This is a genomic window from Paraburkholderia sp. CHISQ3 (assembly GCF_030464945.1).
Classification (GTDB): Bacteria; Pseudomonadota; Gammaproteobacteria; order Burkholderiales; family Burkholderiaceae; genus Paraburkholderia; species Paraburkholderia megapolitana.
In genome coordinates, this window is the sequence record NZ_JALPRG010000008.1 from 1 (window position 1) to 26,233 (window position 26,233).

Genomic DNA, 26,233 nt, shown 5'->3' on the forward strand with positions numbered 1-26,233 from the left:
AAAATTCGATGAAAATTTGCGGCTCTAGTGGGTCAGTTCTGCGCGGACATCAACACGCTGGTCGCGCTGGTCACGTTGCCCGGCGAGCAGCCCGCGGATACCCGCTACGGGGCTATTCGGATCTCGCAGGGCAACTGTCGCGTCTTGTCCACGACGGATCTGGGCAATCCTGACTATCTTGTCGAACTCGGATGGTCGCCGGTTGGGCGCTGGTGGATCGTTGGGTCCAACCTGAACACGCTACTACGTTCCGGGGATGGCGAGCATTGGACCGACGCCAAGTTGCCCTCGACGATTTCTGAACTGGTCAGCGCCTACGTCGCAAATGACGATGTCATCTGGCTTGCTGCGATAGATAGCACGCTACCGCTGGCGGCCGGGCCGTTGATCGTCCGCTCACAGGATGCCGGCAAGACCTGGACACCGCTGAAATGGGGCGACCCGTTGCTACGCGAAGTTCCGTCGGCCTGGCTCGAAGGGCAGATGCGCGTGAACGGCAAGGAACGAAACTAAGATTCCGTTGGGATCGCGCAATTTGCCAGTGCCTTGCCTCGCAAGATGATATGGAATACATCACCGACAATGACACGTACATTCCTTTGTAAAGGCGACAAGGCAGATGAGGCCGTGATCACCGAAGGCTTGCCCGGAAACACCTATTCTGAGGGTGGGGCGGAACTCGAACTTGCCACGGTCTACATGAAGACGTATTGCCACACGTGCAAGAAGGAGGGTTTTATTTGCCCGTCTGGTCCACGCCTGCCCGGCGCGACTGAAAACGGCAAAATGTGGGCGTTGAGTGGTGATATTAATATCTGCAACTGCGATCCTCCCCCTGTCTTCGAGGCCACCAGGAATTACACAATGACGATGGACGGTGAGGGAGCGGCCCAATCGTCAACTTCGCAAAACGTCCACGATCAACATTTTCTGCTATTGAACAGTGATGGAAGTCCGATTGAGGGCCTTCGCTACTGCCTCCAATCTGAGGCAGGAGAGATCATCAAGGGCAACACGACCGCCCATGGGATTACGGAGAAATTGACCACGGATGGAGTCAGGGGTGTGAAATTAGTCTTGGATTTAGGTAAAGGAGTATAAGGGGATGGAACTCGCAAGCGGAACTACCACGCCGTCCACCGATACAAAACCGGTCATTGCCAGATGGAAGGTGTATTGGTTGTACGAGAATACATGGGATGATGAATGGATAGCTCGTTACCATAAAGAAGCGCCTTCTATTGCCAGACAGATACAAAGCGAAAAGACAACGACCGATGTAGTTATACCAGAATCTTTTGGTATGACATACAAGGACGTGAAGAGCGAGCCATACACATGCGAGGATTTTGCGCTGGAGGTATTGGTTCGTTTTGCGAGTGAGAATTTGTTGCCGGTCAAACTCAAGACAGATGCAGCAGTCTTCGCCAACATAGATCGCAACTATAAATCCGAATATAAACCCTCACCACCAACCATTCGAGGTTTTTTGAATGATGTCAAAACGGCCTATGCCGCGTACGACATGCCAAAAAATTGCATTACGCTCTCCGACAAGCTCGCTGTTTTGCCTGGAGATATATTTCTAAAGCATACACATTCACATGTTCAGGTGGTCGTGTCGAAAAGCAGCAACGAAATAGACATTCTTCAGGGCAATTTCCCGTCTAGTGGTGCCGACACTGGCTTACGATACGTTGGTGGACATCTTGCAAAGATTTTTCTGGGGCGTCCTGCAAGTGCTGATTCTCCGACCAGTCCGGATTATTACGGTGTGCCCGTTCAGAATGGGAGTTACATTCTGAATTATGGAAAGTGGAGATATCAAAATCTCACTTTGAATGGGAAGTTGGATAGCGGGCAGACATGGATTGATATGTCTATTCCGTTGCAATGGAATTTTATGGAATTCAATAATTTGCCATGAAATCAAGAGTCGATTTTCTATTTTTTTGCCTGCTGGCAATCGCAATTGTTTTATTTGTTTTCATTGCTTCCGATATCCGAAATTTTGACGATATCAAGAATATGATGGGTTTCAAGTATTTAAACTTCTATGATGCGGCAGGGAATGGCGTCGCTGGCATCGCGATGTTTCCGTTTGCACTCGCGAGTCTCACTGCTTCGGTGATCTTTGCGATTCACGGAGAACGCTTCAACAAGGGCGTGCTTTGGGTCAGGGCTGTTATTACGATTGTTCTCACGTTGATTGCATTGTGTCTTTTTTTACTTCCGCTACTGAATTATCAGGCCGGACCATGAGTTAAGCCTTTTTTGGAGGTTAGTCGGCGCAGGATAGCGTTTGAGGGATTCGACTAGATGCCTGTTGCGATACTCCAATGGCACAGTACGCGGTCGACTACGACGATGAAACTATCGGGTCGGACGTCTGGTTTACAGAAGACGACGCATCGACGAAGTGGTTTCCCGGTCGCTCGCAACGATCCGGCGTGTTTGTGTTCACAAACCAGAGCGATGCAGTGCACTACCTGCGAATTCCGCCGGGGAGACCAGACGGGGGGGCGACTCGAAGGGACAGCAAAAATCGAAATCTGAGACATGGAGACTGCCCGCCCGCAGGAGGAGGCACCGGATCATGCCGCACTGGTGAGGGTCATCAGCGCGAGTGCGCCGAAGCGTGTTGGCTGTGATGTCACCGCTCAATGACAACGCAGCACGTAGGCGTCTTGCTACTGCGGACGATCAACGGCAAACGCAGAGGGTCGCTCGGACGATTCGATGCAATAAAGGCGGTGCGAAGGTCTAACAAAATCGATACCTCCCGACGCGGACCGCTGACGCAAGTACAACTACCACCCCGGCCAGTCAGCTAAACTACCCCCAGCAGCCCTCCAACCCGACGGAGAACCACATGACAAACGCATCCGGGGCGAACACCAACCAGCAGACCCCCGTGTCTGAGGCGCTGCGAACATTAGCGGAGTATCTCGAGCTATCACTCGACGCAGGCGCGAGCCTGGCCATAATGCGTCACGCCCCCGACACTGCCACGCTCTACATAGGCGACCCATCAGGCCCACGGGAGGACCTAAAGCGACGCGGAACGATTTCAGCAACGCTCGCAACCGAAATCCTCGACGCGACGCAGGCGGGACCGAACCTGATTGAAATCGGCGGCAGAACATACAGGTTCTTTCGCAGCTTCACGCACATCGACGAAATCCCAACCGTCGTATTCTCGTCGATTTAAACGAACGAACGAACGAGCGAACGAACAGCGTCAAATCCCCGACCCACTCATCACTGGCAAGGCGATGACCGGCGCGCCGACGCGCACACACTGGCCGACACCGACACAGATAGCAAACAACAAACACACAAAGAGCACCACCCGGCACCAACCAGCGCCACGAATTGGGGACCACGATGGAATCAATAACGATCGGACGATGCTTCACAGGTGCCTGGAAAGACGCAGCATCAGCGCTTCGCTGCAGGCCTCTGGTCGTCTTCATCATATTTATTCTTCTGTTGATGGCTAGCTACGTGCAAAACGCGTTGACGCTTTTTGTCTCGTCACCAGAGGTGATGGCCATAGCGGCCTATGGAACATGGGCCATTTACCTGCTGACCGGGATACTTTCCCTCACCCAGCTTTGTGCTTTCGCCGGTTTATCGATGCAGGTCCAGCGATACACCGTTCTCGGCGCCGATGCCGCCAGGTCTGCGGTTTTCTTCAACAAGCCGTTCTGGAAATTCATCGGCTTGAGTCTGCTGCTCTGGCTTCTCTTTGTGGTTGCTACGGGCGCTGGCTTTAACGCGTTGGTGCTCATGCTGTCGCTCGGTAGATCTACGGATCAAGGTTTCCTCGCGGACCACGGCACCGATCTCGCCTGGTCTGCAGTCTTGCTGCCACTGTTCGTTATCGGCCTGTTGGTCTCGATCAGGCTCAGCGTGCTGTTGTGTCATGTGGCCACCGGAGGGCGAGTGTTGTGGCGCGCCGCATGGCGCGATACCAGAGGTCATGTCTGGAAGATCGCACTGACTTATCTGCTGACTGGCCTACCGATGTTTGTGATCTTGATCGTATATGCCGTATTCAAGGGAGTATCTATCGCGATTCTGCTCGGCTACGGGATAGGAGATTCAATCCTGGTTTGTCTGTCGGTCGTAGAAGCCCTATGGGTACTTTTCGCAATCGCGTTAGGCGCTGCGTGTTCTGCATGGGTGTATCGCCGTTTCGCCAGCACACTTCTGGGCACGACCTGAATCCCGAGGCGTTCGCCTCGCCGCACCTTGAATGAATTCACCCCCTCCACTCACGCCCGCATCGTGGCAAACACCGACTCGTCGCGACGCGGCGGCGTTCTGGGTACGTGCGTGGGGGCTGCGTCTGCGGCAGATCTGGTGCAACCTGCGTGATCCGTCGCTGCGTCGTTGGCCTGCTAGCGACACACTCGCCGATGCCGCGCTGCTAGCGGAAGTGCGCGAGCCACTGTGGAGCAACGGACATGACCAAGACTTCGCCCTGATCGCGGGAAAAGTGCAGAACCTGCGGGTCGCACGCGCCGCGCTCGATTCCGTCGTCGTGCCTGCCGGTGGCTGTCTCAGCTTCTGGCAGCAAGTCGGACGACCGCTCGCTTCACGCGGCTATGTGGTGGGTCGCGAAGTGCGAGCGGGTTGCGTTGTGCCGACAATCGGCGGAGGCCTCTGCCAGATCACCAACGCGCTTGCCACGTGCGCGCAGCGTGCCGGTCTGGAACTCGTCGAGCGGCACGGTCACTCCGTTCGCCTGCATCGCGCGGATGCCACAGGTCATGCGGATATCGACGCGACCGTATTCTGGAACTACGTCGATCTGCGGGTACGCAGCCCCGCTGCGTGGCGTATCGAGATCGAGCTGACCGATCGCGAGTTCGTGCTGCGTCTTCGCGGTGAAGCGGGCGCGCATGCTCGGGCTGCTTCACCGTCGCCCCGCGCGTGGCAGAGAATCGAACCGGCTCCAGCGGCCGCTCGCAACTGCCTCACCTGCGACGAAACCGCATGCTTTCGCCATCGGCCGGTCCTGCGTAACGTGCAGGGGCGATGCGCGCTGCTGCTGGATGCGTGGACGCCGGAGTTCGCGCAATACATCGCCGGACATCACTCAACGGCCGACCGCTATACACCGGTGCCGGCCCGCTTCTGGCGCAAACCGGCAGCTCCGGATTGGGGGCCGCCGTCTGAAGATCTGCGTCTACTTCGTCTCTACGCAACAAGCGTGCGACGCACGATCTGGCAACGTCTGTGCGCGCGACGCCAGGGGCGCCGTCAGGCGAGCCTGATCGCCGGCCAACGGTGGCTCGCGCAAGCGTATGCGCAGCAACTGCGCGTCGAACACACGGAACTGCTGATCGACCAGGCATTGCTGCCGCATCTGCAACTCGCAGGTGTGTTGGGCGGCCGCACGTACGACGTATTGATGCCGGCACTACCGATGGCGGAAATCGAACGGCGTCTTGATCGCGCGACTACATCGAATGTTTCGAGCGGCGCGGAAAGCTTGCGCGATTTTCGCGTCGATCCGTTCGTTGCGCGGGCCGAACTCGCGGCATTGCGTCACGCGCGCCGGATCGTCACGCCGCATGCGGACGTCGCATCGTTCATGCGTGCGATGGAGGCGCCAGAAGTCGTTGAACTCGACTGGCATCTGCCGGCGATACAGTCGTCGCCACACGATGCTCATCGCGAAGCCGGTAGTCGGCTGCTAGTCGTCTTTGTCGCCAGTGCGCTGGCGCGTAAGGGTGCCTATGAACTGGCCGACGCGCTGCGCGGTTTGCCGTGCCGCTTGCGCATCCTCGGTACACCGTCCGACGATGCAACGCTATGGCGCGGTATCGATGTCGAGTACTCCGGCTATCGCAGCGACTGGGCGCAGCACGTGCGCGTCGCCGTGTTGCCCGCCTACGTCGAACATGCACCGCGTGCTGCATTGCGCGCGCTTGCCGCGGGTGTGCCGGTGATCGCTACACCTGAGTGCGGATTGAGCCGTGTGCACGGCGTCACTGAGGTTCCTTCAGGTGATGCCGCTGCTCTACGGGTTGCGTTGCTTGCCGTGCTGTTCGAACAACCAGACAACTGCACAGTGGTAGCGTCGAAGTAATCCGTGGGATCGTTGGCTCCTTCAAGCGGCCGCTGCCGAGGACTAATTTCGGATTCTTGCCGACACCCGCATCGCGTTCAGAATGCAGAAACGAATACATCAGGCTTTTCCTTCGTCGCCATCATTGCCTGACGAGCCTCAAATACAGGCCTTCGTTAGCGTCCGAAAAGCCATATATAGGAGTTGTGTCGAACAGAATGCTCACCGGACTGCCATCGGACGAATGGGACGCAGTCCAGTAGGCCCGATCCGGGATGCCCGGAAACGCTATGCCTGCCACTCCCGTACCAGGAGTCTGCGTGCGACAGTTCGCCTGCACCACAGCCTCCGCGTCATGGAAGCAGATGAGCAGCTTTCCCAGTTCATCGCTGGTCGGCACGCGCCATTTCGTGTCTCCAGCGTAACCATTGCCACTATTGAAATCCGCCGCGCGCGTCATTGCATCAGACAGGGTGAGTCGCTCCGGCCGACCCTGACAATCCACACCGTCCCATTTCTGGCCTACGCTACAACGCATCCACGTCAGTCCCGTTTGCGTGTCCTTGACCGTGGCGCCGTCACTCTGAATCAGATAACGGCCATCGATCAACTGGTTCGCCGGTTCAGCAAAGCTACGGGAGCTTGCCGCCAAAATGCCTGCAAGCAGAAACAGGAGAAGCCACACGACTCGTCGATTTGTCACTTCCGGTCTCACGAGGTGGTTAAAGATTCCAATGTACGACCACGTCAATTCCGCAGCGCCATGACAACGTATTTGAAATCCCCCATATCCTGCGCGGAGATCAACGCACTAAGATTCGCCGGGCTCAACTGAAAATTCAACCGGTTCGTCTTCAACGTACTCGCCACATCGAGCAGATATCGAATGTTGAAGCTTAGCTCCACATTCGTCCCAAGGTAGTCGATCTCAATCGCCTCGACGGACTCTTCGTTGTCGGCGTTGCTGGCGAACACAGTCAGCTTGCCGCTGCCTGCAACGCAGCGAATGCTTCGAAATCGCTCGTTGGTCAGAATCACTGCGCGTTGCAGGCATGCTAGGAGTTGCTGCCTGTCCACAGAGAATTCCGCTTCGAAACTAGTGGGAATGACACGCGTGTAATCAGGGTATCTTCCTTCGATAAGCTTGCAGGCAAAAGACACATTCGCGAATTCGAATTTCGCATACCGCGTCGACGTCTCTACGGATACCGGCGATTCATCGTCGGGCAACAGCCTGATCAACTCGAGGACGGCTTTCCGGGGCACGATGATCTCGCTGTGTTTCGCGTCCCCTACGAGGGCAATGCTCGCAGTGGCAAGACGATGCCCGTCGATGGCAACGGCAGTCAGACGTGGCCCGGTAATGAGAAGAGCGCCATTCAGAAAGTAACGCAGATCGTTGTCGCCCATTGCGAAGTGGATGCTGTGGAGCAAACGTCGCAACTCGCCGGCTTTCACCGAGACCGGCTCTGAGTCGTCTGCATTGCGCGCCGCGAGCGGATAGTCGTCGGGGTTCGCCAGATGCAGCTGTATGCGACTTCCCTCCGCGCGAACGAACAGATGTTTTTCGTTAGTCGAAAGCGTCAGCTCGGCATCCGGCATCGCACGCACAACATCGAGCAGCTTGCGCGCGTTCACAAGCAACTCGGTGGCTCCTTGCCCGGTCTGAATCGCTTCGCTCGCCATGAGTTCAAGCTCGAGATCCGTACTCCTGAAACGAACCTCGTCGCTCCCCGTCGAAATCAGCACATTCGACAACACCGGCAGCGTATTGCGCTTTTCTACAATGCCGCAAATCACCTGCAGCGGACGAATGAGTACGTCCCGTTGGGCTTTGAATATAGGGGTAGTCAAGGGAGCGTTCCTTCACGAAGGAGGGGGCGGCGATTGCGCCACCGATTGCACCACCAGTAACGTCATGAGCACTGCACGACTGGTCGGACAATAGACGTGAACGACGCGATAGTCAATTGACAAGCATCACTTGTCGTTGGCGCGTTAATCGGCTAGACTTGTGTCACGTATTCAAGTGCGGGGCGGTACAGGTCCCCGCTGACTAGCTGAAGTTTTTAGAAAACATCTCTCGCCCATGCCAAAAGCAGACGAACTCGACCACCCCGGCGTGACTGTCCGCCAGCTCTGTCTCGAACGTTTCAATCTCTCGGTCACGGAAGGCGCGCAGGCGTTGGGCGTCAGCCGTCAGGCGCTGACCAACCTGCTCGGCGGCAAGGCGGCCATATCGCCGGAGATGGCGCTGCGTCTGGACAAGGTATTCGGGGGCGGGGCGGAGACGTGGCTCCAGCGCCAGGTGCTCTATGACCTGGCGAAGGCGCGGGTGCGCCTCGACGAGCTCAACGTGGTTCCCCTGGTACCGGCAGCGCAATCGGCGCTATTTTGAATCGACCGCCACGCGGCCTAAGCCTGCCCTTTGTACGCGGTCAACGGTCGTCCGATTCGCGCGCCCATCTGCTCGCCGAGCGCCTGCAGGCCGCTTAGCGGCCGCACCATCACTTCGAATTCGACAATCTTCCCCGCCTCGTCGAAGCGGATGAAATCGATCCCCTTGAGGTTCTTGTCGCCCACCCGCGCGCTGAACTCGAGAACGACATTCAGGCCGTCATCCGAGGCGAGCTGGCGGTGGTACGTGAAGTCTTCGAACACCTGAAGCACGGTGGTCAAAGCCAGTTGCAGCGCCGCTGCCGAGTGATACGGCGAGAACGCCATCGGCGAACGGAACACGACGTCCGGATGCGTGATCGCGCCAAGGCCACCGAGATCGCGACGCTCGATCATCGCGTGCCACGTTGCGAGCGACGACACCACGGCCGGATGCAAACCGGCGGGCGCGGGCGAGTGGTTCTGTGTAGTAGTCAACATGCTCTCCTGATGGAATGTCGATTCGACAGTCGGGGAAATGGATCGAGTGAAACTGCGCGGTCTTCAGAGCGTCGCTGCGAGCGTCGTGCCCTGCAGGATCGCCCGCTTCGCGTCGAGTTCCGCGGCGACGTCGGCCCCACCGATCAGGTGCACCGCACAGCCCGCTGCACGCAAGCCGTCGTAGAGTTCGCGCAGCGGCTCCTGCCCCGCGCAGATCACGATATGGTCGGCCGCGACGGTTTGCGGCTCGCCGTCGATAGACACATGCAGCCCCGCATCGTCGATGCGCTCGTACGTGACGTTCGACGACATCGCCACGCGGCGCGCCTTCAGCGATGTGCGGTGAATCCAGCCGGTAGTCTTGCCGAGTTGCTCGCCGACTTTGGTGGCTTTGCGTTGCAGCAGATGCACACGGCGCGCCGAGGCTTCGACGCGCGGCGCTTCAACGCCGCCGCGCACCGAATAGCTAGTATCGATACCCCACTCGGCATAAAACTTTGCCGGCTCGACGCTCGCGCTCGCACCTTCGTGCGTGAGGTATTCGGCAACATCGAAGCCAATCCCGCCGGCCCCGATCACGGCAACATTCGCACCGACCGGTTTTTCATCACGCAGCACGTCGAGATAGCTGAGCACGTTCACACCGTCTACTCCGTCGATCTGCGGCACACGAGGCGTTACACCGGTCGCCAGCACGATCTCGTCGAAGTTTCCGTCGATCAACTGTGGCACGTCAACGCGCGTACCAAGCCGCACGTCGACCCGATGCAATTCGAGCTGACGCCGGAAATAGCGCAGCGTCTCATTGAACTCTTCCTTGCCGGGGATTTTCCTGGCGATGTTGAACTGCCCGCCAATCTCCGCGCCAGCCTCGAACAGGGTCACGTCGTGCCCGCGTTCAGCGGCCGTAATCGAGAAGCTGAGGCCCGCCGGCCCGGCACCCACAACTGCGATCCGTTTGCGCGCCGTGGCAGGCTCGATGACGAGTTCGGTCTCGTGGCACGCGCGCGGATTGACGAGGCACGAGGTAATCTTCCCGCCGAACGTATGGTCCAGACACGCCTGATTGCAACCGATGCAGGTGTTGATTTCATCGGCGCGCCCTTGCCGTGCCTTGAGCACAAACGCGGCATCGGCCAGAAACGGTCGCGCCATCGACACCATGTCGCACACGCCATCGGCCAGCAGCTGCTCGGCGACTTCGGGCGTGTTGATCCGGTTGGTCGCGATGAGCGGAATACCGACTTTGCCCATCAGCCGCTGCGTGACCCACGCATACGCGGCGCGCGGCACTTTGGTGGCGATGGTCGGAATACGCGCCTCGTGCCAGCCGATGCCGGTGTTGAGAATCGTTGCGCCGGCCGCCTCGATCGCCTGCGCGAGCTGAATGACTTCGTCAAGCGTCGAGCCGCCTTCGACGAGATCGAGCATCGACAGCCGGTAGATCACGATGAAGTTCGCGCCGACCCGCTCGCGTACCTGCCGCACGATCTCGACGGCAAAGCGAATGCGGTTCTCGTAAGCACCGCCCCACACGTCCTCGCGATGATTGCTGCGCGCCGCGATGAATTCGTTGATCAGGTAGCCTTCCGAACCCATGATCTCGACGCCGTCGTAGCCCGCATGTTGCGCGAGCGCGGCACAGCGAACGAAGTCAGCGATGGTCTGCTCGACTTCATCGCCATCCAGCGCGTGCGGCGTGAACGGATTGATCGGCGCCTTGAGCGCGCTCGGCGCAACAAGCGTGGGGTGATACGCATAGCGGCCGAAATGCAGGATCTGCATGGCGATCTTGCCGCCTTCGGCATGCACTGCGCGCGTGACGATGCGGTGGCGCTCCGCCTCCGCTTCCGTCGTCAGCATCGCGCCGCCGGGCGCGGGCCTGCCGCGTTCGTTCGGCGCGATGCCGCCCGTGACGATCAGGCCGACTTCACCGCGCGCCCGCTCCGCATAGAACGCGGCCATGCGCTCGAAACCGTTCGGCGCTTCCTCCAGGCCAACGTGCATCGAGCCCATCAACACACGGTTTCTGAGGCTCGTGAAGCCGAGTTCGAGCGGCATCGTCAGATGCGGATAGGGGTTCATCGAAAGGGTCTCCGTCTATGCAACCAGTTGCACGAATACTAGCGGGCAGCCTGCTTTAATGCAACTAGTTGCATTAAATTTTCCGGAGACGATCCTGTGTCCCCAATATGGCAAGATGCGCGTATTCCCGTGGCCCTTGCTGATCCGATCCGACATGTCCCTGCCTCACGCACTCCTCACCTCGCTGGCCGAACGTTCCGGTTCCGGTTCGGAACTCGCGGACCGCTTTGACCGTTCGATCGGCTATTTCTGGCAGGCAACCCATCAGCAGATCTATCGCGAGTTGGGGAGGCTGGAGGACGCGGGTTGGGTCGAGTCATTGCCCGCCGAATCGGGGCGCGGTCGCAAGCGTGCCTACCGGATCCTGCCGGCCGGTAAAAAGGAACTGCGCCGTTGGATTGCTGAAAGCGATGACCCGACGCCGCTTCGCGACGAATTGATGGTGCGGCTGCGCGCAGAAGCGGTGGTGGGGCCTGTTGGGCTGGAGGCGGAGATCGAGCGGCGTCTCGCACTGCATCAGGAGAAGCTCGATGTGTATCGGGAAATAGAAGCACGCGATTTCCCGGAGAACCCTACGTCGCGATCGGCGCGCCTTCAGCATCTGGTGCTGAAGGCAGGTATTGCGCAGGAACAGTTCTGGGTGGATTTTTCTCGTGAAGCGATCGACATACTGGGCGAATCAAAGCCTAGCTAGGAAAACGCTCGCGTACGGCGGCGAGCCACCGGCAGACAACATCCAGTTCATGGTCGTCGAAGCCCTCAGTCAGCGCTTCGTTTAACGGACCCAGTCGCTTCTTTGCCTGCGTCGCCGCAGCACGGCCGGATTTCGTGAGCCATAGCCGACTGCTTCTTCCGTCGAACTCGTCCATACGTCGCTCGATCAACCCGGCCTTCACCATCCGGTCAGCGAGTCCCGTCATCGCGGACGGCGCAATATCCAGTGCTGCCGCGACTTCCCCACTGAGCGCGCCGTCCTCGCGCTGGAGAACAAACAACGCCCCAGCATGCGTGACACTGATTCCCGTCTGCTCGGCGGCTTGCCGGTCCAGATAACGCTGCAGCGCTCTTTGAGCCGTGTTCAGAAGGAACACATATCTACGATCCAGTGGCATTCATTTCACTCGAATGTGTGCTGTTCCAGCCATTGCGTGACGATGGGCCATAGCGTATCGGCATGATGTCGTTTGAAGAAGCCGAGATGTCCGATCGGTTGGTTGCGACTGTCCGACGGGCCGAATTGCCGGCGCTCTACCTGGCAGTTCGATAGTTGCCCTGCGATGAGATCGATTGCTTCGGCAGGCGCCCAACGGTCGTCATTCATGCCCAGCGACAGTATAGGCAGGCTGGGCCGACGAAAGCGTTCGAGTGCGTGTGTTGCCGGATCGTCGAAAAAGTACCTTGGCAAGCTGGTCCAGCGCGACCAGTCGAGCATGATCTGCCCAGGAAGGTCTTCCCCAATGCCGAGCTTGCGCCCCGGAGCAAAGCCGAGCGTTCGCGCGCAAAGCGGACCTAATACCTTGAGAAGTAACGCGACTCGCAGACGCTCGCTCCACGGACGAATGAAGCGCAGGCAACCTGCATGCGAGCAGATCATCACGGCCCCCGAGAGCAATTGACTACTCGCGCTCAGGCCGATCGCATGCCCACCGAAGCTATGACCAACCACCAGATGCGGAACGGGCCGGTATCGCTCCGAGGTCCACTGAGTCACGGCGTCGACATCCTGGTCGGCCCACGTCATAAACCCCGCCTCAAGCGACTTCGGATGTGGTCCTTTCTTACCGACCCCGCGATAGTTATACGTGACGACGTCGAACCCACTGGCGACGAGATGCTCAGCGAACGCAAAATACATGCGCTCAGTGACGGCGGTGGCGGGATTGATCTGCACTACCGCCTTCGCTGTCCGTTCGGACTGATGCGTCGTCACGTCCAGCAAAAAGCCATCGGAGCAACGAACGAGATGAGAAGTCGTCGACATAAATATATTTCGTGCACGAAATACATTTATTAACATGCGAAATACTTGGAGGCAACACGCCAGATTGAGGATTTCTTCGAATCCGCCCGCATAGAGCGGGCGGTCACATCTTTGGTCAGCCCTTCACGCACACCACCTGCCGCAACGTATGCACAACCTCGACGAGACTGTGCTGTGCAGCCATCACCGCATCGATGTCCTTGTAGGCCAGCGGAATTTCATCGACCACATCCGCATCCTTTCGACACTCGACATGTGCAGTCGACGCCACCTGATCCTGAACCGTGAAGCGGCGCTTCGCCTCGGTCCGGCTCATCGCGCGTCCTGCACCGTGACTGCATGAACAGAAGCTCTCCGGATTACCGAGCCCCCGCACAATAAAACTCTTCGCTCCCATCGATCCTGGGATGATGCCGAGTTGCCCCTTCTGTGCCGACACCGCGCCCTTGCGCGTCACGAACACTTCGGCACCGAAGTGACGTTCCTTCTGCACATAGTTGTGGTGACAATTCACGGCGTGCTCGTCGACGGTGAACGGTTTGCCGATCACGTCGTAGGCCGCGCCGATTACAGCGGCCATCATCACCTGCCGGTTTCGACTCGCGTAATCCTGCGCCCAATCAACGGCCTCGACGTAATCGTCGAAATGCTCTGCGCCTTCCTTGAGGTAGGCGAGATTGCGATCCGGCAAGCTCGCGATGTGCTGCCGCATGTCAGCCTGCGCGAGTTCGATAAACAGGCTGCCGATCGCGTTGCCGACCCCGCGCGAGCCGCTGTGCAGCATGAACCAGACGCTGTCGGACTCGTCGAGACACACCTCGATGAAGTGATTTCCCGTGCCGAGCGTGCCCAGATGCGTGTAGTTGTTCGTCTTGTGGAGCTTCGGGTACTTGTCGACAATGCGCTTGAATCCCGGAGCCAGTGCCTTCCACATTTCGTCGACATGCTGCGGGGCGTGCTCGCCCCACGCTCCCGGATCGCGCCGTCCTGGCGCACGACCATGCGGCACAGCACGTTCGATTGCGTGTCGCAGCGCGACGAGCGAATCCGGCAGGTCCGACGCCTTGAGCGACGTGCGGGCCGCCATCATTCCGCAGCCGATGTCGACGCCGACGGCCGCGGGAATGATCGCACCTTGCGTCGGAATCACGCTGCCGATAGTCGAGCCCTTGCCGAGGTGCACATCCGGCATCACCGCGACGTGCTTGAAGATGAACGGCATGCTCGCGGTGCGGCGCAGCTGTTCGCGCGCTTCGTCCTCGACGGCGACACCGTTGGTCCACATCTTCACTGGCTTGCCGTGCGCCAGTTCCATCACCTGATATTCCTGTTCGTTCATGGTCTTACCCTGCTTCGTTTAATGGCGCAGAGGCGGCTTACCGCCCCAGCGCTTTCATGCATCACAAATGCTCACTGATGTTCACTATGCCGACTTGATGCTCACGAGACCGTTCAACACCTGGTCAAGCCCGCCGAACACCGAGATCCGATCGATACGCTCCGCAATCCGTTCGAGCGTCTCCAGTTCCTTGAGCCGCAGTGCGACCGGATTGTCCTCCATCACCTTGGCCGTGTTCAGCAGTGACCGAGTCGCCGCGGTTTCCTCGCGACGCCGGATCACGTTTGCCTGAGCGGATTTCTCCGCCTCGACAACCTGCGTGAGAATCGTCTTCATATCGCCCGGCAGTACGATGTCCTTCACACCTACGCCGCGGATATCGACGCCTGTGTCAGCAAGCCGCGTACGCACCTGAGCGGTCACGACCTCGTCGATCATCTGCTTGTCCGCGAGCAGCTCATCGAGCGTTCGCGTGCCGACAGCTGCGCGCAGTGCGAATTGCAGCTCGCGGTACAGATGATCGACCGGCTTTTGCAACTGCGCGAATGCGCGAAGCACATCCGCGTAGCACCAGGTCGCCGAAAGATTCAAACGCAGTGCGACCTTGTCGCGCGTCAGGATTTCCTGGCCGCCTACTTCGAGCGCCTGCAACCGTTGATCGACCAGCTCCACCGACACGTCGCGGTTATAGCGCCAGAAAGCCGACAGCCCTGGCTCGAGCAGCCGCTCGACCTTACCGTCGATCTTCAACACGCCGACGTTGTACGCCGGCACCGCAGCGAGCAGCACACCGACCAGACCTGCAACACCGCGCGCACGCAATGTCGGCTGCACGAGCCGCATCGCGAGTTCCTTCGGCAATTCGCTAGCTGCCGCGAGATTCACGCGCTCGAGGCGATGCTCGAACAGGCCGCGCCAGTACAAACGACGCGTGCCCGGCGGCAACAGCTCGACCAGCAACCCGTCTTCGTAGCGCAAACCTGCCTCGTCGTCGCCGAGGTCCATCGCCACGAAGTAGCGCGAGACGATGTCCGGCGCCTGAACGCGCAGGTAGTCAGCCAACGCGGCATCGGCAAGCGGTGCGTCGAGACGCACGGGTTGCATCGACAGCCGGTTGAACGGATCGAGCGCCTTGAACACGCCCGGCTCCAGCACCTTGACGAAATCACCTTCGCTCATCAACAGCGCGAGTTCGTTTTTCTTCACTACATAACGTTTCCACATTTTCTTCTTCCTTGTTGATTGACCACCGGCAGCACGCGTCGAGCGAATCGCGGCGCGACGCAAATGAGCGGGTTCGCTGGAAGACTGCACGTGGTGGGCATCGCGACAGGTACTGCCGTGTGCCGCGATACGCCATCGTGCAAGTCAGATCCGACTACCCGGTCGTTCACGCGGAACCAGGACCGGCCCGACGCGCGGCGGACCTTGCGGCCCGCGCCGGCGGGTACTGCGTTTGTTACGAGACTGTCTTTCGGACAGTGTTCGGACGGGATTCGAACCCGCCACAGGTCGGCTGACGCCGACTGCTCTTCCTGATGAGCTACCGAACAAAACAGATGCCCCGGGAATCGAACCCGGGCGAAACACCCGTGCATCTTTATCGCCTTCACACGTCCATAGCGACATACGCAACCGCGACGAACAGGGTTCGGCGGCAGCGCACCAGCAAGGCTTTGCGAACCTTGACTCGCGGGCCAGCGGGACATCCGGCGCAGAGATATACGCGAGGACCGTGCCAGTTTCCGGGCTGCTTATCGCGGCGTTCGTAACTTATTGACCAAGAAGGGAATTTTTTGTTGAGGACGGATCGTCTATCGATTTCGACGTCACATCGGATAGCGTATATTTGATACCATCAGATAAACATTTATAACGCTATATAAGATGCGTAAAACCGTCGCAATAGGGTTTCTGGGCACCGTACTCGACCAGGGTAGCAGGGCACGCCGTTTGCAAAAATGGCGTCCCACCGTCAGCCTTTGTCTGCAGCCGCAGTTGCCGATCGACCGGCTCGAGCTGCTGCATCCAGCAAACTTCGAGCGGCTGGCCGAGCGCGTCAAGGACGATCTCGCGCGCCTGTCGCCGCACACGGAAGTCCGTCTTTCAGAGCTGTCGATCCGCGACCCGTGGGACTTCGAGGAGGTCTATGCGAAGCTGCACGACTACGCGCGCGCCTATCCATTCGACCTCGATCGCGAGGACTACCTGATTCACATCACGACCGGCACACACGTCGCACAGATCTGCTGGTTTTTGCTCGCCGAAGCACGCTATCTGCCGGCGAAGCTGGTTCAGACCGCGCCGCCGCGGCAGACCGACGAGGGGCCAAGCGGCGCCGGCACGGCATCGGTGATCGATCTCGATCTGTCGCGCTACAACCTGATCGCCCAACGCTTCACTCGCGAACGTGACGAGACCGTGTCGTTTCTGAAGTCGGGCATCGCTACGCGCAATCATCGTTTCAACACGCTGATCGAACAGATCGAGCGCGTGGCGGTTCGTTCTCGCGCGCCGATGCTGCTGTTCGGACCGACGGGCGCGGGCAAGTCGTTTCTCGCGAAGCGCATCTATGAACTGAAGCGCAGCCGCCACCGTCTGGCGGGGCCATTCATTGAAATCAACTGCGCAACGCTGCGTGGCGATGCGGCGATGTCCACGCTTTTCGGTCACGTGAAGGGGGCTTTCACCGGCGCGCAGCAGGCGCGTGCCGGGTTGTTGCGCTCGGCGGATGGCGGCTTGTTGTTCCTCGATGAAATCGGCGAGCTGGGTCTCGACGAGCAGGCGATGTTGCTCAAGGCGGTTGAAGAGAAACGTTTCCTGCCGGTGGGCGCGGATGTGGAGGCTACGAGCGATTTCCAGCTGATCGCCGGTACACATCGCGATCTGCGCCGGATGGTGGCCGCCGGGGACTTTCGCGAGGATCTGTATGCCCGGATCAACCTCTGGACTTACGCGTTGCCGGGTCTCGCCGAACGATCCGAAGATATCGAGCCGAACCTCGACTTCGAGCTCGAGCGGTTCGGCGAAGAGCAGGGCGAACAGGTGCGGTTCAATGTCGAGGCGAAGCGTCGATACCTCGCGTTTGCGACATCCGCGCAGGCTGCGTGGGCCGGCAATTTTCGCGAGCTGTCGGCGTCGATTACGCGAATGGCTACCCTGGCTGACTCGGGGCGAATCACCGAGGCGATCGTCGAGCAGGAAGTCACGCGATTGCGCGGTACGTGGTCGCCGGATGATGGCGATTTCAACTACCTCGATGCGTTGCTTGGCGATCGTGTAGCTCAGCTTGATCTGTTTGATCGGATTCAGCTTGAGCGGGTGGTTGAAGTGTGTCGCGAATCCGCGAGTTTGTCGGATGCCGGGCGTAAGCTGTTTGCTGTGTCGAGGCAGGGGAAGAAGCAGCCCAACGATGCGGATCGGTTGCGTAAGTATCTGGCGCGGTTTGGGCTGGATTGGGAGCAGGTTCGGGGTGCTGGCAATGAATTGTTAGACTGATAGCGTAGGTGTCTTCCTGGGTACCCGAAGGGACTAACGGTACTTTCGAGGCTCACCCAGCCCCTTCCTGTCCATGACGTCACGTAACGGATTCCCGGGCCTCAGTCGAATAAAAAATTGGGGGGGTTGAAAACCCATTGAGGCTTGCCTGAGTTCTGCCAGTGAGACTGCTCCGACGAGCCGGTGTGGCTCATGCAGGGCGAGGGCGCAACCGCTAGAGGTACCTTCGAAATAGCTGAAGAACTCACTGCGAGTCAGGCCACAAACATCGGCAAAGCGCCTCCATAGAGTAGAGGGTGCAAGCGAGTGGACCGCGCTGACACGAGCGGAGCCGACGACGCGCCCAACGGGCAATTTTGCGTAGATCCAGACAACGGTACCAATCTCCACCCTCATGGCACGCCGACGGAGTTCGATCTGTTTGATTCCCGATAGAATGTTCTCCGCGTGCCGCTGTTCAAGCGAAATCAAAACGTGTTCGGGCTCATCCATGAGCGAATCCTCGTGAAACGATCTCTTGGAGCTGTGAGTCATTGATTTGATGGGTCGTAACTAGGTTCGTCGCGCTGCCACAACCGAGTGCGCGCAAGGTCTCAAGTGGCACGGGCCTGGAAAATCGGATCAAGTTGTCAAACACCGTCACCGTCTTTATCTTCGAGCGGCCAATGGCCTCCAATCCGGCGGTATCCAGAACGGATGGGTCCAGGTCGGCATCCTCCATTGCATCTTGCGACTTGAGATAAGCGTGTTGCACTCGTGCGATCGCAACGATAGCACTTAAACCACGATCCTTTCCCGATTCATAGAACAGAACAAGCGCTCCCCTGTTGAAATGCTTCAACGTCCGCTTGTCACTTAGATAGTGTTTCTCGCGATAGAGCGCCGCTCTTGCAAGAGGGAGCAGACTTCTTTGCGGCAAATGGGTCAAAAGATGTTCGGCAAACCCCCGGCGTACAGGAGTTATTAGTGCCGGACGGCCAGGAAGGCAAAAGAGTGCTGGGGCCAAAAGCGTTTCAAGGGTCATCAACGACACATGAACCAGATTTCCATCGGGTCGGAACAGCTTGATTTGCTGATCGACGTTTGAGAAGAGCGGGAGGGCATCAGGTAACTTTAGTCGGCCGACTGAAAGCAGGCTGCTTCTGCATTCACTCCAATTTTCGTCTGTGATCAACCGCCCCAACGTAAGCTTGCTCAACGAGGACTGGCCCGGAATGCCTGTGAATCCGAGTGCTGCGGCAACCTCTCTGACACGGGACTGATGGCGTGGAAATTCAAGCCTGATCTGGGTTGCGTCGACGCCCGAAGATTGTTCAACTAGTTCACTCAGTAACGCGCGAGTTGCATTTAGTGCGTTGGGCCCCGATTCGTCGACAGCAATGTGTGCAGTAATGCTACTCTTTGACAGCCCCTTGGGCCACGTCACGTATCCCACCAGATTTCCCTCAGACCACACTCCTCGACGCACACAGACTCGTTCACCAGCATCAACCGCTGCCCAATCACTGGCTAATGAGGAGGCGTGCACGTCGAGTTTGGACAACAGTCGATACACTGCCGGCTCGTCAGTACCCGTAATGGTCGTTAGTGACAACGTATCGCTCGACGTGGTCTCGAAGACCTCGCCGGCGATTCCCGGAGAAGTCAAATCCTGAAATGCTGCAGGGGAGATAACTTCAATGCCGTATCGATCTTTCAAGGCGACGGCCGCGTCCAGGATAGACCTATCGTTGGTTATCAGACCGGCGAGCTTGTGATGAATAGCCGTCGCTAGATGACGTAGGTCAGAGATATCGTTCTTCGTCAGTGAGTTAGCGCGAAATCGATCAAGAAATACTGTGGGAGCAAGATTGACAGCGAGCGTATCCCAATCCTCAGCACTTGGACAAGGGAACGTTGGGAAGATACGGGCATATACTTGCATCGGGTCCGTACGCCCTACTGTGGCGGTCCGCGATAGTTCCGCGCTAATCTCAGTGCTCAAGGCCAACCGGCACGAGCGCATTCTCTCAGCACGAAAAAGCTCTAGAACATCTTCATTTCTGCGTCGACGTGGACCAAGATCAAACAAAACATTCAAGTCAAGAAGGAAGAGGGGTATCTCTGGGCTAACCACGGATTCGAGCCCGAGAGGATTTGCCGCAGTCAACCCACTCGGCGCGATGAGTTGAGGTGTATCCAGTTCGTGACTTCGGACAAGAATGGTTCTCTTCTTTGTTACTCCACCGGGAGCGACGCGTTGCACGTAGAAATTCTGCCTATGCCAGAAATCGTTCGCCTCAACGAGATCCTCGGCCACTCGAGCATACAGAGAGATGAAAGCATGTTCCGTCAAATGGTCCTTAAGACTATTGAGCAAAAATGATGCTATCCCCTGTTTCCTGAAAACTGGTGCGACATACATCTGCAACACATGTGCTTTCGGATGACGTGCGTCAAATAAGAGATGGCCCGCATATGTCATCTTGTCGCTCCGGCGCAGCGTGGCAACAAATAGCTGTTCTTTGCGGGCAAATTCCTCAAACACGCTTGAAGGGAAAAATCCAAGTGCATTCTTCTCACTATCTGCAGCTTTCGTGATGGTCGGGACGAACGGTGCGACGTCGGAGTAGCCCGTCAGAATTTCGATTGTCTTAGCGTCATCTCTCATTTTTGATCCCCGACTTCGTGTCTGGAAAATACGAAATGCATTGTTCGATTGGCCTTAGATATTTGAGATTGGTGAAAATTTTGTCTCATAAGAATTCACCATCCATATTTGCCATGATAGCGAGAAACAGGACAGTGGTCTGCCGCTTTCCGGCACAGTCGAGACATTGCGCTGCTCCTGGATTCAGAACCGTCGTACCTCCGCATCGGCACACCGCCACATATCCGTATAGTATTCACGACAAGCCGGCACAAAACGGCATCGCTACGCAAATCCAAACAAATGCGCACCGGTGATTGCGTCTAATAGCGCAATGCATCAAGGAATACCGTTAGCGGATCCACTGGAACCCGCCGCTAACATTCAACTTTCCCGCACAGATCCCCCCATGCCCTTCCTGGACCCCGTTTCCGCACTATCCAACCCCGGCTCACTGCTATCGCACGACAACCAGATCGTCGCCTCCTACGATCTCGAAGTCACCGACGCGCCCGTAGACACCTACCGCGCATTGTCGAGCGTCGCGGCAATCAGAAACGCCAACATCGCGCCCTTCAAAATCGAGTATTCGGACGTGAGGCACGTGCACGTCATCAACGGAATGGGCGTCACGTTAGGCGATTCGATCATGGGGCTCACCGCGCTCGCGGCCATCAAGAAGCAGCATCCGGCGCTGTCCTTCACGATCTATCGCCCCAACCAGGCACCAACGTACGTGAAGCAGCTATACGAACTCGCGGCACCGGTCTTCGGTTCGGTAGTCGATCTTCCCGTCCCCCTCGCATCGCTACCCAACGACGAACTACAACTCGACATCGGCAACCATCTGTTCTGGACGAATTTCGCGTCGATGCCGATGATCGATTTCTTCTTGTGGGCACTCGGCATCGAGCCCGGCGATATCAAGGCACAAGACAAATCGAATGACTGGCTCAAGCAGGTCGCCGTGCCCGCACTAAAAAGCACATGGGCGCCGCAAGAGTACGTACTGTTATGCGCGACGGCGAGCACGCCGGTACGCAGCATTCCCGATTCGTTCCGCTCCGAAGCGGTAGACCGTCTGTGGGAGAAGTTTCATCTCCCGGTGCTCGGCTTCGGCGCGATCAGGCACGACCACTACACCGACATCACATCGCTATCGCCCGACACGGCGCATTTCCTGGCGTGGGTCAAGAATGCGCGTTTCCTCGTGACATCGGACACCGCAGCCGTCCACATTGCAGCCGGATTCGATGTCCCCACCGCGGCTTTCTTCACGACGATCGCCGGGGACATGCGCGTTCGCGACTATCGACACTGCACGTTCCTCGATCTCGATGTCCCCGAGCTTCAAGGCATGCACGCGAGCGGCCGCGCGCACGACCTGGAGACCGTCGATCGTGCTTATGCCGGATTGAAGGCGACAAACTGGGCCGGGCGGATGCTCGTCGGTTAGCACCGCACATCCAGCAAGGGCATGCGGGATAAATAACCCGCCGCGATCGACCAGGCCCACCAGAAACATTGCCGATTTTCGATAACACCTCGATTTATGGCTCTCTACCATCGGTAAAAGCCTGTCTGCTGGCCGCCGCCGTGCGGCCGCGATGCGCTGCCTACCTCAGGAGAGTCCGGTGAAATCAGAGTCGAAGGGTCAGCATGTCGGCAAGGTGACGCACCACGAGTTGCAGCAGACGCTCGGCACCTGGCAGTTATGGGGCATCGCGGTAGGTCTCGTCATTTCCGGCGAGTATTTCGGCTGGAGCTACGGCTGGGCCACCGCCGGCACACTCGGTTTCGTCGCGACGGCGATCTTCATCGCGGCGATGTACACGACGTTCATTTTCAGTTTCACCGAACTCACGACTTCGATCCCGCAGGCCGGCGGCCCGTTCGCCTATGCGCGGCGCGCATTCGGTCCGACCGGCGGCTTCATCGCCGGCGCGGCGACGCTCGTCGAGTTCGTGTTCGCACCGCCCGCCATCGCACTCGCCATCGGTGCCTATCTGCATGTGCAGTTTCCCGGCCTCGAGCCCAAACACGCGGCGATGGGCGCGTATCTCGTGTTCATGGCGCTTAACATCGTCGGTGTGCAGGTCGCGGCGACCTTCGAGCTTTGCGTGACGGTACTGGCAATCTTCGAGTTGCTGGTGTTCATGGGCGTCGTGTCGCCGGGCTTCGAGTGGGCGCACTTCACGAAGGGCGGCTGGTCCGGTTCGGATCATTTCAGCTTCGGCTCGTTCCACGGCATGTTCGCAGCGATTCCGTTCGCGATCTGGTTCTTCCTCGCGATCGAAGGCGTTGCGATGGCCGCCGAAGAAGCCAAGAACCCGAAACGCTCGATCCCGATCGCCTACGTGACCGGCATCCTGACGCTGGTCGCGCTCGCGGTCGGTGTGATGGTGTTTGCGGGTGGTGCCGGCGACTGGACCAAGCTGGCCAACATCAACGATCCGCTGCCGCAAGCGATGAAGTACATCGTCGGCGAGAACAGCGGCTGGATGCATATGCTCGTGTGGCTGGGGCTGTTCGGTCTCGTCGCATCGTTTCACGGCATCATCCTCGGCTATTCGCGGCAGATCTTCGCGCTGGCGCGCGCCGGCTATCTGCCCGAATGGCTCGCCAAGGTTCATCCGCGCTTCAAGACGCCGCATCGCGCGATTCTCGCGGGCGGCGTGATCGGCATCGCGGCGATCTACAGCGATGAGCTGATCCAGTTCGGCGGTCAGACGCTGACCGCGAATATTGTGACGATGTCGGTGTTCGGCGCGATCGTGATGTACATCATCAGCATGCTGGCGCTGTTCAAGCTGCGCCGCTCGGAGCCGCAGATGGAGCGACCGTTCCGCGCACCGCTGTTCCCGTACTTTCCAGCATTCGCACTAGTGGCCGCGGTGATCTCGCTTGCGACGATGGTCTACTTCAATTTCCTGGTCGCCGTGGTGTTCGCGATCTTCGTTGCGCTCGGTTACGTCTACTTCCTGTTGACGCGTCATCAGCGCGAGATCGCGCCCGCCGATGCGTTGCTCGAAGAGTGACGCGACGGTAGCGAGAACACGCTCATGAGCTACTCGGAAACCATCGGCAGTCGCGTCTACCGCTTCGTCGATCTCAAGACGTTGCTGGCGAAAGCCAGCCCGCTGCGTTCGGGCGATCAGCTCGCAGGTGTCGCCGCGGCGAGCGAGGAAGAGCGCGTCGCCGCGAAAATGGCGCTCGCGCAGGTACCGCTGCGCGCGTTTCTCAATGATGCGTTGATTCCCTATGAAAGCGACGAAGTCACGCGCCTGATCGTCGACGGTCATTCGCCGGCAGCGTTTGCGGAGATTGCGCATCTGACGGTGGGCGATTTTCGTAACTGGCTGCTGGCCAGTTCGACCGATGCGACCGTTCTCACGCGCATTGCCGCGGGATTGACGCCGGAGATGGTCGCGGCCGTATCGAAGCTGATGCGCAATCAGGATCTGGTTGCGGTCGCACGCAAGCGTCCGGTAGTCACGCGTTTTCGCAACACGGTTGGGTTGCCGGGCCACATGTCGGTGCGATTGCAACCGAACCATCCCACCGATAACGTCAAAGGCATCGCCGCATCGATGCTCGACGGTCTGATGTACGGCTGCGGCGACGCGATGATCGGCATCAACCCGGCCACCGACAGCCTCGCCGCCATCACATTGCTGCTGCGGATGATCGACGATTTCCGTGAGCGCTACCAGGTGCCGACGCAGTCGTGTGTTCTGACACACGTCACGAACACGATCGCCGCGATCGAGAAAGGCGCCCCCGTCGATCTCGTGTTCCAGTCGATCGCCGGCACGGAGCAGGCGAACGCAGGCTTCGGCATTTCGCTAGCCTTGCTGCAGGAAGCGCACGAGGCGGCGTTGTCGCTCAGGCGCGGCACAGTCGGTAACAACGTGATGTACTTCGAAACCGGGCAAGGCAGTGCGCTATCCGCGAACGCGCATCACGGCGTCGATCAGCAGACCTGCGAGGTGCGCGCATATGCCGTCGCACGTCGCTTCGATCCGTTTCTCGTCAACACCGTGGTCGGCTTCATCGGCCCGGAGTATCTGTACGACGGCAAGCAGATCACCCGTGCGGGACTCGAAGATCACTTCTGCGGCAAGCTGCTCGGTGTGCCGATGGGCTGCGATATCTGCTACACGAATCATGCGGAAGCCGATCAGGACGACATGGACAATCTGCTGACGCTGCTCGGTGTCGCGGGGATCAACTTCATCATGGGCGTTCCCGGTGCCGACGACGTGATGCTGAACTACCAGAGCACGTCGTTTCATGACGCGCTCTATGTGCGTGACGTGCTTGGCCTGCGGCGTGCGCCGGAATTCGAAGAGTGGCTGGAGTCGATGCAGATCGCCGACGCGCGCGGTGTGCTGCTTAGCGCATCGGTGGCGCGGCAACCGTTGCTCGAAGGGGCACGAGAATGGATGGGTATCCCATGAGCGCCATGAACACGAAGAACGATTTGATCGAGAAGAACCCGTGGCACACGCTGCGGCAGTTCACCGACGCGCGGATCGCGCTTGGCCGTGCCGGCAACAGCCTGCCGACGGCACCGTTGCTCGCGTTCAACCTGTCGCACGCGCAGGCACGCGACGCCGTGCACCAGCCGCTCGATACCGACGCGCTGCATGCGCAGTTGTACGCAAACGGCTATACGACGCTCGATGTGCATAGCGCAGCACCGGATCGCGAGCACTATCTGCGGCGACCGGACCTCGGGCGGAGGCTGTCGGACGATAGTCGCGACGTGCTTGCGCGCGTCGATATCGAGCCGCCCGACGTCGTATTCGTGATCGGCGATGGCTTGTCGGCTTTTGCCGCATCGAAGCAGGCCGTGCCTTTGCTGCAGGCGGTGTGCCCGCGGCTGGCGGGCTGGCAGATCGGGCCGGTGGTCGTGGCGCGACAGGCGCGTGTTGCACTCGGCGACGAGATCGGCGAGTTGCTCGGAACGAAGCTCGTCGTGATGCTGATCGGCGAGCGTCCCGGGCTCAGTTCACCGGATAGCCTTGGCGTTTATCTGACATACGCGCCGAAGCTCGGATGTAGCGACGCGCAGCGCAACTGCATTTCGAATGTGCGGCCGGAAGGACTCGGCTACGAGGCGGCCGCGCACAAGCTGCACTATCTGCTGACGCATGCGCGAAGGTTGGGGCTCACTGGAGTGGGTCTTAAGGACGATAGCGACGCATTGCTTGAGGCACCTGTCGCTAGTGTGCCGCTAGCGGTGGAATAGCGAGTGGTGGGCGCGGTACGAAAAACGCGCAGCCTCATTCCGCCCGCTCCACCGGATGCGCATCCAGCCACGCATTCTCGGCATCCTCGAAGAGCCGTGACCGCGTCAAGAAGCGCAACCCCGTCGGCCGTTCAAGCGAAAACATGCCGCCGTTTCCCGGCACGGCATCGATGATGAGCTGCGTGTGCTGCCAGTATTCGAACTGCGACTCGCTCATATAGAACGGCACCTCCGCGATCGTGCCGAGCCGCACGTCCGAGCCGCCCACCATGAATTCGCCGGCCGGAAAACACATCGGCGCACTGCCGTCGCAGCATCCCCCCGATTGATGAAAGATCATCGGCCCGTGTTGTGCCGCGAGCTGCTGGATCAACGCCACTGCCGCGGGCGTCGCGATAACGCGCGCTACATCGGGTTCTGTCATATGAGCATGCCTCGCTGAAAAAGCGGGCGAGCCGCGTACTGCGACCCGCCCGGCAGGAACAACT

General features: G+C 59.0%; 25 protein-coding genes and 1 tRNA gene. 14 read left to right on the forward strand and 12 right to left on the reverse strand.

Annotated features, from left to right (window positions below; genetic code table 11):
• Nucleotides 1–27 precede the first annotated feature (27 nt).
• From M0D65_RS19535 to M0D65_RS19565, 7 genes are all read left to right on the forward strand, one after another.
• On the forward strand, nt 28–513 hold the full coding sequence (locus tag M0D65_RS19535; RefSeq protein ID WP_266254178.1) for a hypothetical protein: 486 nt from the start codon (nt 28–30) through the stop codon (nt 511–513).
• A gap of 69 nt (nt 514–582) precedes the next feature.
• A complete protein-coding gene (locus M0D65_RS19540) occupies nt 583–1,101 on the forward strand; it encodes a hypothetical protein (RefSeq protein WP_266254179.1) in 519 nt (172 codons plus the stop codon).
• Nucleotides 1,102–1,105: 4 nt separating this feature from the next.
• A complete protein-coding gene (locus tag M0D65_RS19545; RefSeq protein WP_266254180.1) occupies nt 1,106–1,927 on the forward strand; it encodes a hypothetical protein in 822 nt (273 codons plus the stop codon).
• Nucleotides 1,924–2,262 (forward strand): hypothetical protein, encoded by a 339-nt coding sequence (locus M0D65_RS19550; RefSeq protein ID WP_266254181.1) that lies wholly within the window; start codon nt 1,924–1,926, stop codon nt 2,260–2,262. The genes M0D65_RS19545 and M0D65_RS19550 overlap by 4 nt, the downstream gene beginning before the upstream one ends.
• 610 nt (nt 2,263–2,872) lie before the next feature.
• A complete protein-coding gene (locus tag M0D65_RS19555; protein WP_266254182.1) occupies nt 2,873–3,211 on the forward strand; it encodes a hypothetical protein in 339 nt (112 codons plus the stop codon).
• A 176-nt stretch (nt 3,212–3,387) separates the two neighbouring features.
• Nucleotides 3,388–4,230 (forward strand): hypothetical protein, encoded by an 843-nt coding sequence (locus tag M0D65_RS19560; protein ID WP_266254183.1) that lies wholly within the window; start codon nt 3,388–3,390, stop codon nt 4,228–4,230.
• Between the two features lie 31 nt (nt 4,231–4,261).
• On the forward strand, nt 4,262–6,103 hold the full coding sequence (locus M0D65_RS19565; RefSeq protein ID WP_266254184.1) for a VanW family protein: 1,842 nt from the start codon (nt 4,262–4,264) through the stop codon (nt 6,101–6,103).
• Between the two features lie 121 nt (nt 6,104–6,224).
• On the opposite strand, the gene M0D65_RS19570 is transcribed toward M0D65_RS19565, so the two are convergent.
• Nucleotides 6,225–6,767 (reverse strand): DUF1566 domain-containing protein, encoded by a 543-nt coding sequence (locus M0D65_RS19570; protein WP_266254185.1) that lies wholly within the window; start codon nt 6,765–6,767, stop codon nt 6,225–6,227.
• A gap of 62 nt (nt 6,768–6,829) precedes the next feature.
• Nucleotides 6,830–7,936 (reverse strand): DNA polymerase III subunit beta, encoded by a 1,107-nt coding sequence (gene dnaN / locus M0D65_RS19575; protein ID WP_266254186.1) that lies wholly within the window; start codon nt 7,934–7,936, stop codon nt 6,830–6,832.
• A 235-nt stretch (nt 7,937–8,171) separates the two neighbouring features.
• On the opposite strand from dnaN, the gene M0D65_RS19580 reads away from it, so the two are divergent.
• Nucleotides 8,172–8,480, forward strand: a complete 309-nt coding sequence (locus M0D65_RS19580; protein WP_091019294.1) for a HigA family addiction module antitoxin — start codon at nt 8,172–8,174, stop codon at nt 8,478–8,480.
• A 17-nt stretch (nt 8,481–8,497) separates the two neighbouring features.
• Here the strand turns inward: M0D65_RS19580 and M0D65_RS19585 are convergent, their stop codons facing one another.
• Nucleotides 8,498–8,959, reverse strand: coding sequence for a nuclear transport factor 2 family protein (locus M0D65_RS19585; protein ID WP_266254187.1), 462 nt, complete (start codon nt 8,957–8,959; stop codon nt 8,498–8,500).
• A gap of 63 nt (nt 8,960–9,022) precedes the next feature.
• On the reverse strand, nt 9,023–11,044 hold the full coding sequence (locus tag M0D65_RS19590) for an FAD-dependent oxidoreductase (RefSeq protein ID WP_266254188.1): 2,022 nt from the start codon (nt 11,042–11,044) through the stop codon (nt 9,023–9,025).
• A gap of 154 nt (nt 11,045–11,198) precedes the next feature.
• Here M0D65_RS19590 and M0D65_RS19595 point away from each other — a divergent pair, with 154 nt between their 5' ends.
• Nucleotides 11,199–11,738: a PadR family transcriptional regulator gene (locus M0D65_RS19595; protein ID WP_266254189.1), complete on the forward strand. Its 540-nt coding sequence runs from the start codon at nt 11,199–11,201 to the stop codon at nt 11,736–11,738.
• Here M0D65_RS19595 and M0D65_RS19600 read toward each other — a convergent pair.
• From M0D65_RS19600 to M0D65_RS19620, 5 genes are all read right to left on the reverse strand, one after another.
• Complete coding sequence (locus M0D65_RS19600; protein WP_266254190.1) at nt 11,731–12,156, reverse strand: MarR family winged helix-turn-helix transcriptional regulator; 426 nt, start codon at nt 12,154–12,156, stop codon at nt 11,731–11,733. The genes M0D65_RS19595 and M0D65_RS19600 overlap by 8 nt on opposite strands.
• A 5-nt stretch (nt 12,157–12,161) precedes the next feature.
• Nucleotides 12,162–13,025 (reverse strand): alpha/beta fold hydrolase, encoded by an 864-nt coding sequence (locus tag M0D65_RS19605; RefSeq protein WP_266254191.1) that lies wholly within the window; start codon nt 13,023–13,025, stop codon nt 12,162–12,164.
• A 115-nt stretch (nt 13,026–13,140) separates the two neighbouring features.
• Nucleotides 13,141–14,364: an RtcB family protein gene (locus tag M0D65_RS19610; protein ID WP_266254192.1), complete on the reverse strand. Its 1,224-nt coding sequence runs from the start codon at nt 14,362–14,364 to the stop codon at nt 13,141–13,143.
• Nucleotides 14,365–14,448: 84 nt separating this feature from the next.
• Nucleotides 14,449–15,588 (reverse strand): slipin family protein, encoded by a 1,140-nt coding sequence (locus M0D65_RS19615; RefSeq protein ID WP_266254193.1) that lies wholly within the window; start codon nt 15,586–15,588, stop codon nt 14,449–14,451.
• A gap of 257 nt (nt 15,589–15,845) precedes the next feature.
• A tRNA-OTHER gene (locus M0D65_RS19620) sits at nt 15,846–15,917 on the reverse strand.
• Between the two features lie 334 nt (nt 15,918–16,251).
• Here M0D65_RS19620 and rtcR point away from each other — a divergent pair.
• The gene (gene rtcR / locus M0D65_RS19625; RefSeq protein WP_266254194.1) at nt 16,252–17,862 is read left to right on the forward strand and encodes an RNA repair transcriptional activator RtcR; all 1,611 of its coding nucleotides are present in this window, start codon (nt 16,252–16,254) and stop codon (nt 17,860–17,862) included.
• A gap of 33 nt (nt 17,863–17,895) precedes the next feature.
• Here the strand turns inward: rtcR and M0D65_RS19630 are convergent, their stop codons facing one another.
• Together M0D65_RS19630 and M0D65_RS19635 are read right to left on the reverse strand one after the other, a co-directional pair.
• Nucleotides 17,896–18,396: an ASCH domain-containing protein gene (locus M0D65_RS19630; RefSeq protein WP_308076692.1), complete on the reverse strand. Its 501-nt coding sequence runs from the start codon at nt 18,394–18,396 to the stop codon at nt 17,896–17,898.
• Entirely contained in the window at nt 18,347–20,512 is a 2,166-nt protein-coding gene (locus M0D65_RS19635; RefSeq protein ID WP_266254196.1) for a GNAT family N-acetyltransferase, read from the reverse strand. Before M0D65_RS19635 ends, M0D65_RS19630 begins: the two co-directional genes overlap by 50 nt.
• A gap of 388 nt (nt 20,513–20,900) precedes the next feature.
• Here M0D65_RS19635 and M0D65_RS19640 point away from each other — a divergent pair, with 388 nt between their 5' ends.
• The 4 genes from M0D65_RS19640 (at nt 20,901) to eutC (ending at nt 25,745) form a co-directional block, all read left to right on the forward strand.
• Nucleotides 20,901–21,947 carry a glycosyltransferase family 9 protein gene (locus M0D65_RS19640; protein WP_266254197.1) on the forward strand — a complete coding sequence of 349 codons (1,047 nt, stop codon included), beginning with the start codon at nt 20,901–20,903 and terminating at the stop codon, nt 21,945–21,947.
• A gap of 178 nt (nt 21,948–22,125) precedes the next feature.
• A complete protein-coding gene (gene eat, locus M0D65_RS19645; RefSeq protein ID WP_091019313.1) occupies nt 22,126–23,529 on the forward strand; it encodes an ethanolamine permease in 1,404 nt (467 codons plus the stop codon).
• A 24-nt stretch (nt 23,530–23,553) separates the two neighbouring features.
• On the forward strand, nt 23,554–24,951 hold the full coding sequence (locus M0D65_RS19650; RefSeq protein WP_266254198.1) for an ethanolamine ammonia-lyase subunit EutB: 1,398 nt from the start codon (nt 23,554–23,556) through the stop codon (nt 24,949–24,951).
• Complete coding sequence (gene eutC / locus M0D65_RS19655) at nt 24,948–25,745, forward strand: ethanolamine ammonia-lyase subunit EutC (RefSeq protein ID WP_266254199.1); 798 nt, start codon at nt 24,948–24,950, stop codon at nt 25,743–25,745. Before M0D65_RS19650 ends, eutC begins: the two co-directional genes overlap by 4 nt.
• A 34-nt stretch (nt 25,746–25,779) precedes the next feature.
• Here eutC and M0D65_RS19660 read toward each other — a convergent pair whose 3' ends face one another.
• Nucleotides 25,780–26,169 (reverse strand): DUF779 domain-containing protein, encoded by a 390-nt coding sequence (locus M0D65_RS19660; protein ID WP_266254200.1) that lies wholly within the window; start codon nt 26,167–26,169, stop codon nt 25,780–25,782.
• Nucleotides 26,170–26,233: the final 64 nt, after the last annotated feature.